Origin of the sequence: Natrialba taiwanensis DSM 12281, assembly GCF_000337595.1 — an archaeon.
In the GTDB taxonomy this organism is placed as follows: Archaea; Halobacteriota; Halobacteria; order Halobacteriales; family Natrialbaceae; genus Natrialba; species Natrialba taiwanensis.
In genome coordinates, this window is sequence record NZ_AOIL01000049.1 from 103,843 (window position 1) to 121,458 (window position 17,616).

A 17,616-nucleotide genomic window follows, 5' to 3' on the forward strand; every position below is an offset into this window, starting at 1 on the left:
CTATATCGAGGTATGCTCCGGTGGATCTTCGCACTGTTGCTCATCCCGTTTCTCGACGCCGTGCTCCTCGCCGTCGTCGTCAGCCAGACGAGCTACATCGGCTGGATCGGTATGGTCCTCCTCGTCGTCCTCACGGGCCTCGTGGGGATGCTCCTCGTTCGCGCCGAGGGCCGGCGAACGCTCCGAAAGATGCAACGCTCGCTGGCACGGGGTGAGCCCCCGACGAATCAACTGCTCGACGGTGGGCTCCTGATCGCCGCCGGCGCGTTCTTGCTCACGCCCGGGCTCGTCACGGACCTCATCGGATTCCTCATCGCGGTCCCGATCACCCGAATCCCGATCCGAGCGGCTCTCAAGCGATATGTGATCGTTCCCTACGCGGACAAGAAGACCGGCGGCCTTGCAAGCGGGTCCGTCTGGACGTTTGGCTTCCCGAACGGCGATCCGGAGAGCACAGCCGGCTCCGGCACGGGCACGAACGCCGACACTGGCACGTACGATCTGGGTGCGGACGATTACACCGTCAACACCGGCACCGACAGCAAGGACTCCTACAGTATCGATATCGGCGGCAGCGACGACTCCACGGAGAACTCGGACGATGAGGATGATGACAGCCGCTATGCGCGGTAGCCCATCCCACAGGGCGAACGGAAAGAAACGCTTAAACATCCCACCGAGCAACTAACGAGTGCAGTCGCGGGCCAATAGCTCAATTAGGTTGAGCGCCACTCTGATAAGGTGGAGGCTCTCGGTTCAAATCCGAGTTGGCCCATCCTTTTGCGGCACGTTACTCCACAAGCTACTGCGATAGAACCTTTCTTGGCCGAGTCGTCCCGTGAGCGGAAGCATTCACCGGAGTTCGAATCGCCGGAAATCGGCCGTGGCAACCCAGGCCACTAACCGAACAGCAACAGCTGACACATCTTCCCTGTCCCCTTTTGCCCACTGAGTGATTGCATCGTCTCGGTTCCATCCGAGTTCAGCTCCCCGTCTGAGACTGCGCTGCTTCGGTGAGTGTGAACTCGCATGGAACAGCTCGATTGGATTACTGCCTGTGGGGCTATCAATCGCTGGGCAGTTATGAATGAATATAGAGGGATAGTTAGCCACACCATTCGCCTTTTAACTCCAACTTACTTATAATTCTCAGCGGTATACTATCGACCATGCCGAGTATATCGGTAGAGAACGGCTATAATACGTCTTTACTACCGGGAGTAAAATAGGCCCAGTCTTCTTTGACAGAAATATCTCAGTAGGATCTATACCCTGTTTTGTCGGAATATCGGTCAAATTGTGTCCGATACTGTTGAACCAAATATGTCTGGATTCAATATATTATGAATATATTATGTAGTGGCTATCGAACCTCTTCTTTTTACGGCCACTAGTACTCTACAGCGGGTCCGCGAGACACTTCAGGAAAGATTACCGATCACTATCCCTTCCGCTCTGAGGACGACGCCGACATCACCGTTGTCGCGGTCGAAAACCTCCTCGTGAGACGTGATGTCGTCGACGCCAGCCCCGACCTTGAACTGATCCGTATCAGGAAGCGAGCCAAGAACGCGCCGCTCCTCTGGCTGTAACTCGAAATCCTCGAGAAACACGGTATTGGTTGCCGTCTGACAGCGAACGCGGACTGTCGCCGCGCGCGGAAGATCGTTCCGGACGATCAGTGTCCCGGCGCTGAGTCCGATCGCTCGCTTGGCGGTCGCGATCAGCAGCGCCAGATCGGTCGTCCGAACTCGCGTCGCGAGCGAGTTCACCTCCGTCTGCAGAATGCCCGGAACGGCTGCCGGCTCCGGTGGAAAGTTTTCCGGATCGTGGCGGTAGAGGAGAAAGAGGGCCGCCAGTGCGAACACCACGAGGAGTCCGAGGAGGCTCAAACCCAGGAAGTGCCACGGAATCCCACCGCCGGAAGTCGCCGTGCTCGGCGAACCGTCCGATCCCGAATCAGTATCCCCATCAACTGACTGATTCTCCCCCGTTCCGTCGGTATCCGGGTCGCTACCGCTGACTTCGACGCCGACGCCGACGAGCGTTTCTGCGCGGTCGTCGTCGGTTTCGACCGCAAAGTCGTGTGCGCCGATCTCTTCGGGCGCATCGATCGTCGCCGAGACGGTCTCAGACTCCCACGGCTCGAGCGTCACGCGGTCGACGTGGACGAGTTCACCGTCGAGGCTGAACTCGACGTACTGGTCGCCCGGTTCGGTGCCGGTGTTGTTGATATCGGCGGCAAGCGTCAGTTCTCGACTCGACTCGTTCCTGTAGTCGCCGGTCAGATTTCGCGGCTCGTATCGCGAGGTTTTGGCCCGGACCATCGCGTTCTGCGTCGCTTCGTCGTCGTCGCTGAGAATCGCAACTTCAGTCAGGGGTACGTCCGACGAACGAGTTCGATAGGAGAAGCGTTCGGTCGTTCGTTCGCCAACCTCGAGCGAGACGTTCTTCTGGCCGCGGATATGTCTGGTCGTCTGATCTGGATCGCCAGCTCCGCTATCGATACGCAGTCGAATTTCTTGCTTTCCAGTGATGTCGCCGGTATTTTCGATGCCGACCGTGGCAACGAGTGGTTGGGTTTCGTTGACGGGACCGTTGACATCGATGATTTCGACATTGAAACCGCTCCCGTTAATCCGTGGCCGGGCCGTATCGCCCGTCCCGGGGGTCTTCAGTTCGGCATCGACCCGCGGCGCATCCCCCTGCTCCGTTTCGTAGGTAAACGTTTCCGTGACGGTCTCGTCACCGTTCAGTTCGACGGTTCGATTGTCGACCAGTTCGCCGTCGATGTAGAACTCGATCGGGTATTCCTTCGGTTCGTTCGGGATGCGATCGGCGCGGTCGTACTCGATTTCGGCCTCGAGTTCGAGCGTCTCGCCCTCGTCCGGCCGGTTCCGATCGGCAAACTGCGCCCGGACGTTTTCTTCGTGTGTCGCCTGTCCGATGACCTCCGCGACGGCCCTGGCCGTGTCGTCGGGTTCGCCGTCAAGTCCGCTCCTGACAACTGCCTCGACCGACGGCGAATCCGCCTCGGTCGTCTCGTATGTGAACGTCTCGACCGCCTGTCCACCCGGCTCCATCGATACCGGTTTCGTCGTGACGTGTGTGCCATCGATCCTGAACTCGATTAGGAACTCTTGTTCTCCCTGTGGATAATTTCCGTGACGGTTGATCTCGGCGGTGACCTCGAGTTCGTCACCGGCGGCGGTGTTTCGCGTCCAGTCGGCAATAGTAACGGTGGCCTTCGATTCGTGGATCGTCACATCGGTGTCGTCCTCGTTACCGTCGTAATCCACTTCCACGAGAGCGCGTGTCGCCTCGTGATCATCGCGTTCGGTTTCGTATTCGAAGGTGTGAGTGGTCGACTCGCCGCCATCTAACTCGATGGACTCGTTAAGTGTTGCAAACGTTTCGTCACCGTCCGTAAGCGTGAAGTCGACGTCCCTTGTTGCGGTTCCGTACTCCGTATTGGTGATCTCGACTGTCACCTCGAGGGTTTCGCCTTCGCCGGGGCTGTTCGTGTCGACGATTTCCGGGACGAAATTCGTCTCGTCGTAGTTGGTGTACTCTACTACCTTACCGTCGTCCGTTTCGACCGTTGTTTCCCCTTCGACCGTCTGGACGATCCCGCCATCGGTCACCTCGAGCGTATCGTTTAGCACCTCCCCGTCGGTGACCACCAGATCGGGATCGTTTTCGGCGACTCGAACCGTATTGTTCCCGACGACGATTTCGTCCCCGGTTTCGGTTTCGACAGCGCCATCGACGACGACGAGTTCTTCGCCGCCTGCAGTGACGACCGGATCGGACGGCATCGACTCCGCAGCGCTCCCGGTCACGACGTGGTCGTCGGCAAATCGCACAACGACCGTATCATCGTACTCACCGGTGTCGGAAGTGGACGTACTGAGACTCGCGGACGCAGACGGGGCGAGTGAATCGGTGGTGGGATCGGCGACTGCACTGGCGGTTATCCCACCGGTGAGCAAACCCGCGGTCCCGAGCGACAGAACCACGAGTACCACGACGAACAAGCGACTCCCGCGCCAAATAGACCGGTGGCGATTTTCGGCGGTCGGGTTCGTCGTAGAAACGGTCGTCGGAGCAGCCGATCGGCTACTTGCTCGAATCGATCGTTCCGTCCGACTCCCCGCTATCGTTTCCGCCGACTCTCCACCGGTAACCCTTTCCTTCTGTGACATAGTTTTCCAGTCTTCGTCGTCCCCGATCCAGGTCGAGACTCTCGTTGCCGACCAGTAGGAAATCCACTCATATCATATTGCCGGCCCATTCGGGGTGTGGCGGAGAGCCGACCGTCGGTTCACCCCCGGCCGTCACCCGAACGGCCGACGAATTTTTCACCCGTTGGTGTGACGAGTTCGTAACGATGCCACGATATTCTGGGGGGACAGCTGCCTGCAGCGACGGAGGCGACCGGGACTGTCTGGAGGGTGAATCGACGACGCGGTCGGATGATGGGTGCGGGAACAATCGAATCGGACGAACTCGTCGAGCAGCCTTGGCTGCGTTCGGAACCGCTTCAGTCGGGCTGACGGCGGGCTGTCTGGGGACCATCAAACAGTTCGGCAGCAGTCGCGTTCCCGTCGATCCGACCGACCCTGGCGACGATCCGGAGGCGACACCGGGCGAGTTCTACTTTTTGCTCGAGGAGAACGATATTACCGTTGCCGACCTCTATCACGATACGGACGACAACGATCTGATTCTGTTCTATGAGTCCGATGCGACGAGTGAAACCGAGTCCGACGACGAAATCGCGATGATCTATCGCGTGTTCAGCGAGGGGCTGATCGACCGCGGGTCCGACGTAAACCATCTCTATACGGAAGTGACCGATCCCTTCGATGGACAAGTCGAGGGCTGGGCCGTCAACGCCCAGTGGGCCGAGGAACACTTAGCGGGAGAGGCCTCGGATGTCGAACTCTGGAACGCAATCGCGCGGACGAAGCAGTACGGAGACGACGCCGAGACTGAGTCCGGGACCGGAGCGAACGAATCCGAGATGGTGGCTGACGATGGGACGGCCGCTGATGGCGATGCCGGCGATGGCACTGCAGACGGTGAAAACAGCACCGACGACACTGATACTGACACCAGCGAGACAGGCCTGAACGAATCAGACAGTACGGCGGATTCCAGCACTGGCACTGGCAACGAGAGTGATGAGTGACATGCTCGAGGATCAATGCCACCGGGGCGGCTACTGTCACACAGGGACGACCTTGCGCTTCCGTCGTCCCGACGCAGGCAGGTGATCTCGCAGCCATGACGTTATTCGAACTCGAACGCAACGCGGACTTCGAACAACTCATCCGACATCTCGAGGCGAGTTCAAATCCGGACATTCGTCGGCGGGCCGCCGAGATTCTCGGCAGTCTCGAGGCGAGCGCCGACGAAGATCCAGTCCAGGGGAACCCGCGCTCACCGCGCGACGAGGTGATCGACGCGCTCGTCACGGCATCACAGGACGACGAAAGCGACGAAGTACGGGCCGCAGCCATCGACGCGCTGGACCAGTACGGCCAGGACGCTCTCGAAGAGTTCATCGGCGATCTCTCGGGACAGGATCTCGAGGACCTGGCCGAGTGGAAGAAAGCGAAGGTTCTGGCTCGCGGGCTGACCGCCGATCAGCCGGAACTCCGGATGGCCGCCGCGACCGGCCTCGGTCGCATCGGCGAGGACAACGTCGTCAGCGCGCTGGTCGACCGGCTCACCGATCCCGACTCTCGCGTGCGAACGCGCGTCGCCCGCGCCCTCGGACGCATCGAATCCCCGGAGAGCGTCCCCGCCCTTTCCGAGCGATTCCACGAGGATCAGTACTCCGTCCGCATCGAAATCGCGTACGCGCTGGCCGACATCGGCACCGACAACGCGCTCCGCGAACTCGTCGACGTGGCCGACGCCGAGGACGAAGTGCTCCGGCGCATCGCCGTCGACGCCCTCGGGCGACTCGGCAGCGTCGAGGCGGTCGAAGTCCTCGCGAACGCCCTGAGCGACGACGCGGACACCGTCCGCCGAACTGCGATGTTCTCGCTCGTCCAACTCCTCTCGGAGGCACCCGCCAACGCGAGCCACCAGATCCGCGAGAAGATCGTCGGTGAACTCGAGGCTGCGGACGAGGACGAGGTCGTCGAGCCGCTGATCGAGATTCTGGATCGAAGTACGGAGACCGCCCAGCGGCGCAACGCGGCCTGGCTGCTCGGGCGCGTCGCGAACGATTCCTCGACGGCGGCCGCACAGGACGCCCTGGTCGAAACCATGGGCGACGACGACGAAATGACCTCGAAGTTCGCCGCCACGAGCCTGTCGCTGCTCGACAGCGACGGGCTGGAACAGCGACTGCTCGAACTCGTCGAGAACGACCTGCGCGACGAGGAGCTGCGGGTCAAGGCGCTGTTCGTCCTGGGGAAGATCGGCGGCGACACCTCTCGGAACCGCCTCTCTAGTTTCGTCGAGCGAACCGATAGTGACCGACTGCGAAAGCGCGGGTTCTCTGCGCTGTCGAAACTCGGCGGCGTCGGGTCAGTCACTGGTGACCCAGCATGAGTAAGGGCGAACAGAAACTCGCAGACGTCACCGGCAAGTTCACGCAGGTCGTCCGCGAGGGACGCAAACTCTCGGACACGAACTGGTCGAACGGCCGGCTCGTCCTCTCGAACAAGCGACTGGTGATCGTCAGCAACAGCGGTAAAGAGACGATTCCACTCTCGAAGATCCAATCGATTCGCGGCCGGTACGATGTCAACCAGACCGTTGCGAAGGTCTCGGACTACATCAGCATCAACTACGGACCCAACGTCTATCTCATCTCGATGGACGCGGTCAACGAGTTCGAACTGCAGATCCAGAAGGCGATTCTGGACGGCGAGATCGTGCTCGTGAAGCATCCGGCGGTGAAAGGCGGCGTGGTCCAGGATTCCTCGTGGCGAAAGGCCCGCGTGAAGATCAACGAAGGTGTCGCGAACTTCGCGATCGAAAGCGGCGAGTTCGTCCAGATCGAGGTCGACGACGTCGGGACGGTCGAGGGCGACGAACGCACGGTTCGATCCCAGGAACGGCCGGTGATCGAGGCCGAGCACACGGAGGACGGCTCGAGCGTGCAGACGTACCTCTCGGGCTCCAGCCAGAACTGCGCGATGTTGAAATCCGTCCTGGACCGCGGCGCGGAGAAAAACGCCTCACAGATCGATCTCTCCGGCAAGGAAGAGGAGGTGTTGATGGCGATTTACTCGGGCGTTTCACCGTTCGAGGTCCCGGAGTTTCTGGACATCGATACGGACGAGGTCGAGGAAATCTACGAGCGCCTGATCGAACTGCAGGTGTTAGAGGAGGTCCGCGTGCGACGCGAGGTCGCCTTGAAGCCGCGCGGACGAAATATCGCGAGCGAAGCGATGAACAACAAGTGACGGCGCACGCCACGTGACGACTCGACAACGGCTGCTCGTTCCCTCTTGCTGACACCGATTCAACTCTACTCTACTCAACTCAACGAGAGCACTCGCACACGCGTATTCGATTATTCGATCATTCGATCACGAACCAGAACTCGTCCTCACAATCAACTTACGACCAACTTACGATTAACCCACGCTACCGCGCATACACGCCGATCAATCGCTCTTGAGATAACTCACGTCTCGCTCTAACTCGTACCCCCGCGGCACACCAACGTTTTCCAGGCAATCGTCACAGAGCGGCTTTGCATACGTCCGATTGTTCGACTTGCCGAGAATATTCGCATCGTCGAGTAAGACGAGTTCATCACAGCGGCTACACTCGATCTTATCGCCATCCACGATATTCATGCGCTGAACTCGTCGGACCGGGAAGATAAGTGTCCCGGCCAACGGGGACGGAGCTGGCCCTCCGAGAACGGATCGGCCACCAGAGTTATTTATGTGGTATCTAATTCGGCCATCAGGTTTAAGATATACAGCTATCGGCAGTTAGAGTTAAGAGTGTCAAGTTTGGCAAGTAGACTTAATAACAATCAGTCTGAACCAGGCGGTACTGCCCGGGACTCCCGGGTGTAACCAACTATGTTCGAAACAGACAACGACCACGACCGTGGTCAGGTGGGGATTGGTACCCTTATCGTGTTCATCGCGATGGTGCTGGTCGCTGCGATTGCCGCGGGCGTGCTGATCAATACGGCTGGCATGCTGCAAACGCAGGCAGAAGCTACCGGGGAGGAATCGACGGATCAAGTGAGCGATCGTCTCGAAATCGTGAGTGCGTCGGGTAACGTTTCCGACGCGAGTGATAATAATAACATCACTGAACTCAACTTCGTCATGGCGATGGCGGCTGGATCCGATCCGATCGACCTGAACAAGACGACTGCGCAATTCATCGGTTCAGAGGGTGAAGAGACTTTCACAACCGATAACGGTAGCGGGGTCGAAATCAAAAATATCCAGGGTGTTGACGGGGCACCTGACGAAGCGGTACTGACGGAAACGAGCGACCGCGTCGAAGTGATCGTTTCCCTCAACGAGGTATATAGCACGCTGGAAGAGGGCGATCAACTGTCGGTGATCTTCACGACGGACGCCGGTGCGACGACCGAGATGGAGATCCGCGTTCCGACCACGATTACTGACGAGGATAGCTCGGTGAAACTGTAACCATGTTCGATAACGAAACAACGGAGAGAGGTCAGGTTGGTATCGGGACGCTCATCGTGTTCATCGCGATGGTGCTTGTCGCTGCAATCGCTGCAGGCGTGCTGATCAACACGGCCGGTATGCTCCAGACGCAGGCCGAAGCGACGGGCGAAGAGAGTACGGATCTGGTTTCCGAACGCGTCGATATCACCAGCGAAGTCGGTATCGTTGAGGACGCCGGTTCAGACGATCCCACAAACATCACGTCCGTTAACCTGACGGTGACCGGTGCAGCCGGTTCCGACGAGATCGATCTCAACGAGACGATCATTCAAGCCGTCGGACCCAACGGACAGGAGAACCTCGTCATGCCGAAGATCGACGACACCGACGGGACGTATCTCAACTCCACCGAGTCGGGTAACGCTACGGAACTGAACTCGGGACACTTCGCCGTGATCGACGATAACAACAACTACGTCGCATCCGATCAGGCCGTCCTTGGTGACGACGACAACGATTACACGATCATCCTCAATCCGGAGGTCGAACCGTTCGGAAGCACGGCGGAACCGTTCGGACAGGGTGACGAGTCGTCGCTCAGTATCGTTTCGCCGTCCGGTGCGACGACCGAAGTCGAACTGCGCGCACCCGATCTCTTCACCGATAGCGGTGAAGCAGTCCGACTCTAAATCGGTCTCACCGATCTACCGCTTTTTACCGGTTTTTTCAACGCTGATCTTGTAGCGTCTCTTGTCGGATTGCTCTTGCTCCAAGAACGAGTTCATCGGCGAGTGACCGCTGGCGCTGGCAAACGCGTCGGCGATCGGCTGCTCTTATCGCACGACGAACTGGCCAGAGGGCTTTTAAGAATCTGAAACGTCACGATGACTTAATGGGGTTCAGTACGAGTGGCGCAGTGCTGGTGATACTGGTAGGGTTTCTCCTTGCCATTAGCGCCATCGTACCGACCGTTTTCAGCGTCGGTGCGGAGACTGGTGCGGCGTTTGCGGCCCAGAATGATCAGTTTCGCGAGCAACAGAATACGGCGATCGCGATCGAATCGTTCGAGTACACCGATGGAACGAACGAGACGGATGCGGTCGTGAACGTCACTAACAACGGCGCAGCGTCACTGTCCGTCACGATGACGGATGTCGTGGTCAACGGGCAGTTCTATCCGACACAGGGTGTCGACGAGGAAACGACGGTTCTCGCTGGGAGCACCGAGCGCAATCAGAGTGACGTGTGGCTTCCTGGGACACATCTCGAAATCGAAATCGTCGATGACCGGATCGACGACGAGATCGGGCTTACCGGAAACGAGAGCGAAGATAGCGTTCGGATAACGACGAAACGCGGCGTCGCCGATTCGGCTGCGATCACGACCTGAGAGGACAAATGGAGGACGAACACTAAATGGCGAGCGTTTCAGCGACACACCTGATCATGTTCATCGGCAGTCTCGTGATCGCCTCGGCGGTTGCGGGAACCGTCGTCATGGAGGTCGGCGAGGTGAGCGACTCGATCGAAATGCGCGGAGGAACGGTTTCCGACGAGATCGAAACTGACATCGCGATCATCAGCGACGAGTCACAGCCGGACGCGATTGTCGAGAACGACACGACGAGCGACGGGTACAACGTGAGTGTCCTGGTGAAAAACGTCGGTAGCAAGGACGTACCGGCTGATCCGAGCGCCGTTGACGCGCTCGTCGATGGAACCTACTCGACGGTGACGGCCGTCGAGCGAGTCGATGCCGACACCAATACCTGGAACCCGGGCGGCGTCGTCGAGGTTACGATTTCGACAGCCGATGTGGGCGGCGATACGGAAGTCGTCGTGCTCGTCAACGACGACGAAGACACGATTACGTTCTACTGGGAGGATGACGCATGACACTACTGCTATTCAGTGAACTCGGTGGCGGTGACGAACCGGACCCGGACGAAGACGAGGATGACCTTCTCGGGAGCGATGACGGACTGATCGGAGACGACCTCGGCTTCGACGGCGACGACAGCGACGGCTCCGACGACACCGAATTCACCTATCGTCTCGACGAAATCGAAAAGGAGGTCGACTCGCTCGAAAATCAGGTCGAGACTGTCCGCGGCGAAAACGAACAGATCAGCGAGTCCATCACGACCGTCGAGCAGAACGTCGACAAACTCGTCGAGATGTACGAAATCGTCACCCAGGGGATCAACCCCTTCGTCGGCGATCAGGAACTCGGCAACGCCTTCGAAACCGCCGCCGGTCAGGGCGGCGTGTTCGGCGGCGAAGACGACCCTGCCGACGATATCGACGACGACATCATCAACTCCGAGGCGGAAGACTTTCTCGACGACGATCTCGACGACGGTCTCGATGACGACCTTGACGACGACCTCGACACCGACCTCGACGACGATACTGACGACGAGTTCAGCGACGGCTTCGAGGAAGTCGACGAGGAGGGTGACGAAGACGAGTTCGGCGAGACGCTCGACGCGGAAGCGGACTTCGAGGACGATCTCGAACTCGATGCTGATGCAGAATTCGAATCGGAGTCGCCCGCCGACCTCGGGTCGGAGTCGGACACTGCGTCTGTCGTCGACGACAGTGACGAGAAAGAGGAAGAAGCGGTGGTGGAGGAGACGGCGCTTGATCCCGATGCGGAGGAAGCGGCGGACACGGACGGAACCGCTGGCGATACCGCTGTCACCGAAGCCGACCCCATTCTCGAAGGTACCAACGGCGAGGTCGGCGATCTTCCCTATCTGGTTCGCCATCCTGCGAGAAACGATGCTGAACTCGCGACGCTCGAATGGGTGCAGTTCCTCGTGAACGCGGCCGGGATCACCGGGGCGGCGCAGACGATTGCCTACTACGAGTCGGTCGAGTGGATCTCGACGCCGGTCGCAACGTACTTGCACACGCTCTTGAACGGGTTTGGCGACGGTTCCAGCGACGACGGTGCTGCGCCGACGCCACCCGAATACGACGACCTGGAGCCGAAATCGGTGCTGAGTAACGCGGAACACAAACGCAGCCTCCAGTACATTGCGGGGATTGCGACGCCGGAGGCAACGCCGCCATCGGGTGAACTCGGGCGGGAAGAGTGAGCTCGGTCTCCAGTTGCTACTTGGTGCTCTCGAGTGGTATGCAGCCGTCATCGCACACCAGCCAGAAGTTTTGTATGACGAGCAGCAGTAGGTGCGGTTACGACGCTACCGGTCACCGACCGTCACCGGCCGGTGAGCGGCGAAGGTCGTGCCGGACGGCCACTCGATAGAGCGGAAATCGGAATCACGCACATGGGTATTGCGGACAACACAGCGGCGATAAACGACCTCAGCAAGTCCATCATTCAGGCGTACGACGAGATGGATCTTCCGGCACGGCTGTACGTGCCCGGCGTCTTGCTGCCGGCATTTTTGTTCTTTCTCGCGACGATCGGTATCGCCGTCGTTCTCGACGCCTTTCTCCTCGTCAAACTCCTGATTCCGGTCCTCGGCCTGCTCATCTTCTTCGCTGCGATCGGCTATCCCAGACTGGCCGTCGACCAGCGCCGTATCGAGATGGAAAACCGGTTTCACCTGTTCGTCATCCACATGACCATCCTGTCGACGACGAACATCGACCGGATGGAGGTCCTGCGCCAACTCGCACGCGAAGAGGAGTACGGTGAACTCGCAGACGAGATTCAGCGCATCGTCGACCTCGTCGATGTCTGGCATCTGAGTCTCGGCGATGCGTGTCGCCGTCGGGCGAAAGCCGTGCCGAGCGAATCCGTCGCCGATCTGCTCGAACGGATGGCCTACACACTCGGTGCCGGCCAGGAACTCGGCGAGTTCCTCCACCAGGAACAGGACGTTCTCGTCGAGAAGTACTCGACGGTCTACCAGCAATCGCTCGGGAACCTGGACGTGTTGAAGGATCTCTATCTCTCGCTGATCATCTCGATGACGTTCGCACTCGTGTTTGCGATCGTTCTGCCGCTGTTGACCGGAAACGATCCGACGCTGACGACGAGCATCGTGATCGTCCTGTTCGTGTTCATCCAGGTCGGGTTCTTCTTCGTGATCCGTGCCGTCGTGCCCGACGACCCGATCTGGTACCTCGAGGACGGGTATCGAACTGCGACGAAGAAACGGATCCTCGGATCGACTGTGGTCGGACTCGGTCTGAGCGGTCTCCTCATCGTCGGTATGGTCGCGCTGCTTTTCGATCTCGTCCCGGGCGCGAGCGCGGTTCCGATCCACGCGCTCCCGTCGCTGCTTTACATGCCGATCGCGACGCTTCCGCTCTTGATTCCCGGCGCAGTCTTCTGGTACGAGGAGCGGCAGGTTTTCGATCGGGATCGGGCGTTTCCGAACTTTATCCGGGCGCTGGGGACGAGCGAGAGTGCAAAACAGAGCACGACCACCGAGGTGCTCGCGACGCTCCGGACGCAGGACTTCGGGCCGCTTACCGAGAACATCGACGACCTCTATCGCCGATTGAACATGCGCCTGAGCACCGAGAAATCCTGGCGGTACTTTACCGGCGACGCGAATACGTTCTTGATCCAGAAGTTCAGCGAGATGTACCTGATCGGCCGGGAGATGGGCGGCGGACCGAAGCGACTCGGCGAACTCATCAGCTCGAATATGAGCGCGATCATCAACCTGCGCGAGGAGCGAAAGCAACAGACGACGACGTTGGTCGGCGTCATCTACGGGATCACGGCCGCCTCGGCGTTCGCGTTCTTCATGGGTCTCGAATTGGCGCTCATGTTGTCGAGTTTCAACATTGACCTGGAGGGACAGGTTGCAGGCGGCTCGCTCGTCCACACCGACCAGTATAACGTGCCTATTCTCCGGTATCTGATCGTCCTCGTCCTGATCTTCAACGCGTTCATTTCGTCGCTCGTCCTTCGCGTCGCCGACGGCGGCCACTTCGGGAACTCCTACATTCACTTCGCGGTACTGCTCTGGATCGGTTCGATCACGGGGACGCTTACGGAACGACTGGTCGACGTGCTGATTTCCGTCGATCTCTGATCGAAACCGTCGCCTCCCCGTCGGTCTCGGGCCGCCGCTGCCGGCCGAAAGACAATTCATGGTTCCGCCGAAACGACGACCGAGACGGGAAGATGACGGACGACCACCTTCGATTTTCGACGGCCGATCGCGGTATCGAATCAATACAGAGCGGACTGTTGCTCTTTGGATTCTCGATTCTGTTGTCCCTGTTTATGGGTGCAGTTATCTTTCTGAACGGTGGCTAGAACGAAAGAGGGAGCTTCGAGGATGGAGACGCCCGGACCGGTGAGACGAACTGTCGAGATCGGTCCCGGAGACGACGGCTCTACGCAACGGCGTCTCGATCCGTCGTTACTCGAGTTCAGCGATGAACTCGCCGATCGTCGCTGACTCGTCTAGCCCGTTGTTTATGGCGGCCTCTCGAACCTGCGAGGGCGTGATTGCGGGTGAGAACTCGGATTTTGAGAGCAGTAACGATGCTGTTTGCATCGTGGGTGTTTTGCGCGCGACGTGCTGTGCATACCAGAGCACGAGGTTGTCGAAGGTTCCGACGACGTCGTCCGACGCCGTTCGGTGGCGAACTGTATCGGCGCCGAACTGTGAAACGATGTCGACTGCGAGCCGAGCGTCGCTTCGGTCGAGTTCAGCGGCGAGGATTGAGCGGGCGTGTTCGGGGCTGGGTGGGTGTTGGGGGTGGTGTTGCTGTGGCTGTGATGGGGGTTGTTGTGGTTGCGATTGTGACTGTGGCTGTGACTGCGGTTGACGTTGTGGTTGTGGCTGTGTGTCGGGGGGTTGCTGGCCTGGTTCTTGGGTTTGGTTTTGCTGTTGTTGCTCTCGGGCGGGCTGTGATGGGTGGTTTTGCGGTTGTCCCTGTTTGTGGGACTGTGAGTGCGTTTGGGGCTGCGGGCTGTCTTGGTTGGACGTTGGTCGAGACGAGTGTTCTGTGACATCGGGTGGGGAGTGGTCGGCGGAGACGACGTAGCGACTGTCGGAGACTTCGGCGACGTAGGGGCTGTCGGTAAAGTCGAGGTCTTCGGGGGAAAGCGCGCCGCCGCCTTTGGTTCCCGATGGTTGTTCGCCGGGGAGGACGGGCGGAACGTCCGCGTTTTCCTTCGGGTCCGGTGTGTCACCCTCGTTACTATCTGTCATGGAACGATCGATACTGGGTGTACCACGTCAACGAAAAAGAAACCTTTGTTCGGGTTGAAACGTGTGAGAACGGAGTTTGGCGAGACGAGTTCAGCAGTGTGATGTGGTGGTGTGGCCGTGTGAGTGTGGTGGGGTTGCGTGAGTGTGGTGTGACCACATGAGAACGGTAAGCGAGTACAGGAGCAGGGACAGCGCCTGTCCAGGGAGTGCTGCGTCGTCTCGGCTGTCGGATCGGCCACAATTACTTAATACGTAGGTTGTTATAGTTTCCTTGAATGACGACTTGGTGCCACCGTGAGCGGCGAGCTGATCGCCGAGTGCAGCTCGGCGGCCGGCAGCAGGTGGCGATGAGAGCGCGGACGAACGACGCTAGCGGAACGGGTTCACCATGGTACTCTCGATAATCGGAAATATACTCGGAGACGGCGACGATCGCTCGGGCTCCGGGAACGGCAGTGATGACCTTGTCGGTGGTGACCTCGCCGGTAGTATGAGTGACGACGAGTTGATGCCCGGGACGCGAACGGACGAGAGCGTTGGCGGGAGCGGCGGTGGTGAGGGAAGTGGCGACGGTGATCTCTTTGACGACGGCGATCTCGGTGACGGTGGAGACGAGTTCCTCGACGACGAGTCGATGTCGCTCGACGGGATGGGCGAGATGGGCGACATGGACGAGATGGGAGATATGGGCGAGATGGACGCCATGGACGGTGGTGGCGATGGTGTCTCGAGCGAGATCGAATCCCGTGTCGAGGAGATGGAAAACAACGTTGGGTCGCTGTCGTCGACGGTGAATACGGTTCAAAGCGAGAACGAGAAAATCAGCGAGTCACTCGACGATATCGAGGAGAACATCCGCAAGTTGCTCGAGGTGTACGAGATGGTCACCCAGGGGGTAAACCCCTTCGTCGAGGGCGATTCGCTGACGGATTCGATGACCGCCGGTCCCGGTGGCGGTGCCCCCGGAAGCGGCGACTTCGGCGGCGAGAGCCTTTTCGACAGTTCCGGCGACGAGGTAGAAGACGAGGCGATCGATGACGACATCGCGAGTGCCGAAGCCGACGAGTTCCTCGACGAGAGCATCATCGACGACGAGGACGGGGCCGACTTCGAGGACGACGGTGATCTGGAGGACGATCTGAGTATGGATTCAGAAGAAGACGACGATTCGGATTTGGACGGTGAGACGGGCGGTGACGGGGATCTCTCGTTCGACGAGTTGAAATCCGAGTACGAGTCGGGCGACGCAAACTGGGATGAGGAGGCTGGGGCCGGTGAGGAGACGGCTGATGAAGATAATGGGTCCCCGGCGCTTGAAATGGACGAGACCGAGCCCCCGCTCGAACCTGAATCTGATCTCGAGACCGATGCCGACGACCTCGGATTCGACGAGGGGGAAGCGGCGGACGCGGAAACGACGGAGTCTGAGGATGACTCAGCGATCAAGACTGCGGACGGTCCGATCGACGAGGCGGATGGCCCGTCTCAAAACGCGGCGGCCGACACCGTCGCTCCGTGGGACGACGGCGGCCGGCCGTATCTGGAGACGATCCCCTCCGAGTACGACACCGAGTTCGTCGTGATGGACTGGCTCGAGTATCTCGTCGACGAACTCGGCCTCAACGGCGCGGCCCGGACGCTCCGGTTTTACAGCTCGATTCACTGGGTGAGCGGGTCGATCGAATCGCACCTCCAGACGGTGTTGAACGGGTTCGGCGGCGGGCCGGATATCGGCGATCCGGACCCCCACTCCTCGCTCGGCGTCGATCACAAGCGCAGCCTGTGGTGGATCAGCCAGATCGCGACACCGGAAAAGAAACGGCGGCCGTTCGACGAATGGGTCGATGCGGAGGGAATTGCGGTCCAACAGGCGATGGCCGCCGCCGAACAGCACCAGCCCGAAGCGACGGGGACGGACGAAGAGCCAGTGGACGAACCTGTCGCAGTCGAAGAAGCACCAACCGACGTTCCACCAGCGGACACAGAAGGGGACACAGCAGCTGCGTCCGCAGGCGAAGAACTGTCATTCGACGAGGAGCCCGACGCGGCTTCCGACGAGAGCGAGGTGGCCGAAGTCGAACTCGACGCCAATGTCGATAGCGATGGCGACACTGCCACCGAAGCAACCGACGACGCCACTGCCGACGAGAGCGACGATCTCGAACTCGAGTTCACCACGGACGAACCGCTCGATCCGGGCGCGGGCACCGATCCGTTCGGTGAGGGCGGAGACGACGTCGCCGATGAGGCGACGGGGCCACTGACTGACGAACCGTCCCGCGCCCGCGAGCGGTCGGACGAGCCCGAGCAGGGTGAACGCGCGGACGCGGCCGATCTCGAAACCAACGATGCACAGAAGATCTTCATCGAAGAGGCCGAGGACTCCGCGGATTCCACGGAGTCCGTAGAGACCGGCGGGGCCGAGCCGTCCGTCGGCACCGAGTCGATGACCCACTCACCGTCGGACGGGCAGCGAACGGAACTCGCCGAACCCGAGGTGACCGACGGCGGGCAGATGATCTGGGTCGATTCCGACGTCGTGCTGTCGGCGTCCGGTGCGCGACTGTGTGACACCCGCGGAAACGCCGGACGGGTCACTGACACTGGCGGTCGATCCGAGCGGGCCCAACCCGCAAAGCCCCTCGTCTCCGACGAGCCGGCAGATCTCGATGGCTGGCAGGTAGAGCGCATCAAACTCCTGCTTGCGCCGGAAGAACTCGAGCACGACCGGCCTCACGATCGTGATCGCGACCGTACGCACAGCCGCACCCGTGACGACCGCGTGTCCGACACCGAACGCACCACCGACGACCACACCCAGCAGTAAG

The 17,616-nt window shown here is 59.9% G+C and carries 15 protein-coding genes and 1 tRNA gene; 13 read left to right on the forward strand and 3 right to left on the reverse strand.

What is annotated here, in order from left to right; genetic code table 11:
- Positions 1 to 12: 12 nt before the first annotated feature.
- A complete protein-coding gene (locus tag C484_RS13480) occupies positions 13 to 633 on the forward strand; it encodes an FxsA family protein (RefSeq protein ID WP_006826467.1) in 621 nt (206 codons plus the stop codon).
- A gap of 68 nt (positions 634 to 701) precedes the next feature.
- Positions 702 to 775 (forward strand) — tRNA-Ile (locus C484_RS13485).
- A 646-nt stretch (positions 776 to 1,421) separates the two neighbouring features.
- On the opposite strand, the gene C484_RS13490 is transcribed toward C484_RS13485, so the two are convergent.
- On the reverse strand, positions 1,422 to 4,205 hold the full coding sequence (locus tag C484_RS13490; RefSeq protein ID WP_006826469.1) for a hypothetical protein: 2,784 nt from the start codon (positions 4,203 to 4,205) through the stop codon (positions 1,422 to 1,424).
- Positions 4,206 to 4,390: 185 nt separating this feature from the next.
- On the opposite strand from C484_RS13490, the gene C484_RS13495 reads away from it, so the two are divergent.
- The 3 genes from C484_RS13495 to C484_RS13505 all read left to right on the forward strand — a co-directional run bounded on the left by C484_RS13495 (position 4,391) and on the right by C484_RS13505 (position 7,430).
- Complete coding sequence (locus C484_RS13495) at positions 4,391 to 5,194, forward strand: hypothetical protein (protein ID WP_152422713.1); 804 nt, start codon at positions 4,391 to 4,393, stop codon at positions 5,192 to 5,194.
- Positions 5,195 to 5,289: 95 nt separating this feature from the next.
- On the forward strand, positions 5,290 to 6,570 hold the full coding sequence (locus C484_RS13500; RefSeq protein ID WP_006826471.1) for a HEAT repeat domain-containing protein: 1,281 nt from the start codon (positions 5,290 to 5,292) through the stop codon (positions 6,568 to 6,570).
- On the forward strand, positions 6,567 to 7,430 hold the full coding sequence (locus C484_RS13505; RefSeq protein ID WP_006664778.1) for a CheF family chemotaxis protein: 864 nt from the start codon (positions 6,567 to 6,569) through the stop codon (positions 7,428 to 7,430). The genes C484_RS13500 and C484_RS13505 overlap by 4 nt, the downstream gene beginning before the upstream one ends.
- Before the next feature lie 204 nt (positions 7,431 to 7,634).
- Here the strand turns inward: C484_RS13505 and C484_RS13510 are convergent, their stop codons facing one another.
- Positions 7,635 to 7,829, reverse strand: coding sequence for a hypothetical protein (locus C484_RS13510; protein WP_006826472.1), 195 nt, complete (start codon positions 7,827 to 7,829; stop codon positions 7,635 to 7,637).
- 234 nt (positions 7,830 to 8,063) lie between these two features.
- On the opposite strand from C484_RS13510, the gene C484_RS13515 reads away from it, so the two are divergent.
- From C484_RS13515 to C484_RS24655, 7 genes are all read left to right on the forward strand, one after another.
- Positions 8,064 to 8,651, forward strand: a complete 588-nt coding sequence (locus C484_RS13515) for an archaellin/type IV pilin N-terminal domain-containing protein (RefSeq protein WP_006664776.1) — start codon at positions 8,064 to 8,066, stop codon at positions 8,649 to 8,651.
- Positions 8,652 to 8,653: 2 nt separating this feature from the next.
- Positions 8,654 to 9,322 carry an archaellin/type IV pilin N-terminal domain-containing protein gene (locus C484_RS13520; RefSeq protein ID WP_006826473.1) on the forward strand — a complete coding sequence of 223 codons (669 nt, stop codon included), beginning with the start codon at positions 8,654 to 8,656 and terminating at the stop codon, positions 9,320 to 9,322.
- Between the two features lie 203 nt (positions 9,323 to 9,525).
- Positions 9,526 to 10,023 carry a flagellin gene (locus C484_RS13525; RefSeq protein WP_006826474.1) on the forward strand — a complete coding sequence of 166 codons (498 nt, stop codon included), beginning with the start codon at positions 9,526 to 9,528 and terminating at the stop codon, positions 10,021 to 10,023.
- A 26-nt stretch (positions 10,024 to 10,049) separates the two neighbouring features.
- On the forward strand, positions 10,050 to 10,529 hold the full coding sequence (locus tag C484_RS13530; RefSeq protein ID WP_006826475.1) for a flagellin: 480 nt from the start codon (positions 10,050 to 10,052) through the stop codon (positions 10,527 to 10,529).
- Positions 10,526 to 11,737 (forward strand): FlaD/FlaE family flagellar protein, encoded by a 1,212-nt coding sequence (locus C484_RS13535; RefSeq protein WP_006826476.1) that lies wholly within the window; start codon positions 10,526 to 10,528, stop codon positions 11,735 to 11,737. Before C484_RS13530 ends, C484_RS13535 begins: the two co-directional genes overlap by 4 nt.
- 192 nt (positions 11,738 to 11,929) lie before the next feature.
- Positions 11,930 to 13,657: an archaellar assembly protein FlaJ gene (gene flaJ / locus C484_RS13540; RefSeq protein ID WP_006826477.1), complete on the forward strand. Its 1,728-nt coding sequence runs from the start codon at positions 11,930 to 11,932 to the stop codon at positions 13,655 to 13,657.
- A gap of 92 nt (positions 13,658 to 13,749) precedes the next feature.
- The gene (locus C484_RS24655) at positions 13,750 to 13,884 is read left to right on the forward strand and encodes a hypothetical protein (protein WP_275040126.1); all 135 of its coding nucleotides are present in this window, start codon (positions 13,750 to 13,752) and stop codon (positions 13,882 to 13,884) included.
- Between the two features lie 106 nt (positions 13,885 to 13,990).
- Here the strand turns inward: C484_RS24655 and C484_RS13545 are convergent, their stop codons facing one another.
- Positions 13,991 to 14,788 carry a DUF7500 family protein gene (locus tag C484_RS13545; protein WP_006826478.1) on the reverse strand — a complete coding sequence of 266 codons (798 nt, stop codon included), beginning with the start codon at positions 14,786 to 14,788 and terminating at the stop codon, positions 13,991 to 13,993.
- Between the two features lie 388 nt (positions 14,789 to 15,176).
- On the opposite strand from C484_RS13545, the gene C484_RS13550 reads away from it, so the two are divergent.
- A complete protein-coding gene (locus C484_RS13550) occupies positions 15,177 to 17,615 on the forward strand; it encodes a FlaD/FlaE family flagellar protein (RefSeq protein WP_006826479.1) in 2,439 nt (812 codons plus the stop codon).
- The last annotated feature ends 1 nt before the right edge of the window (position 17,616 follow it).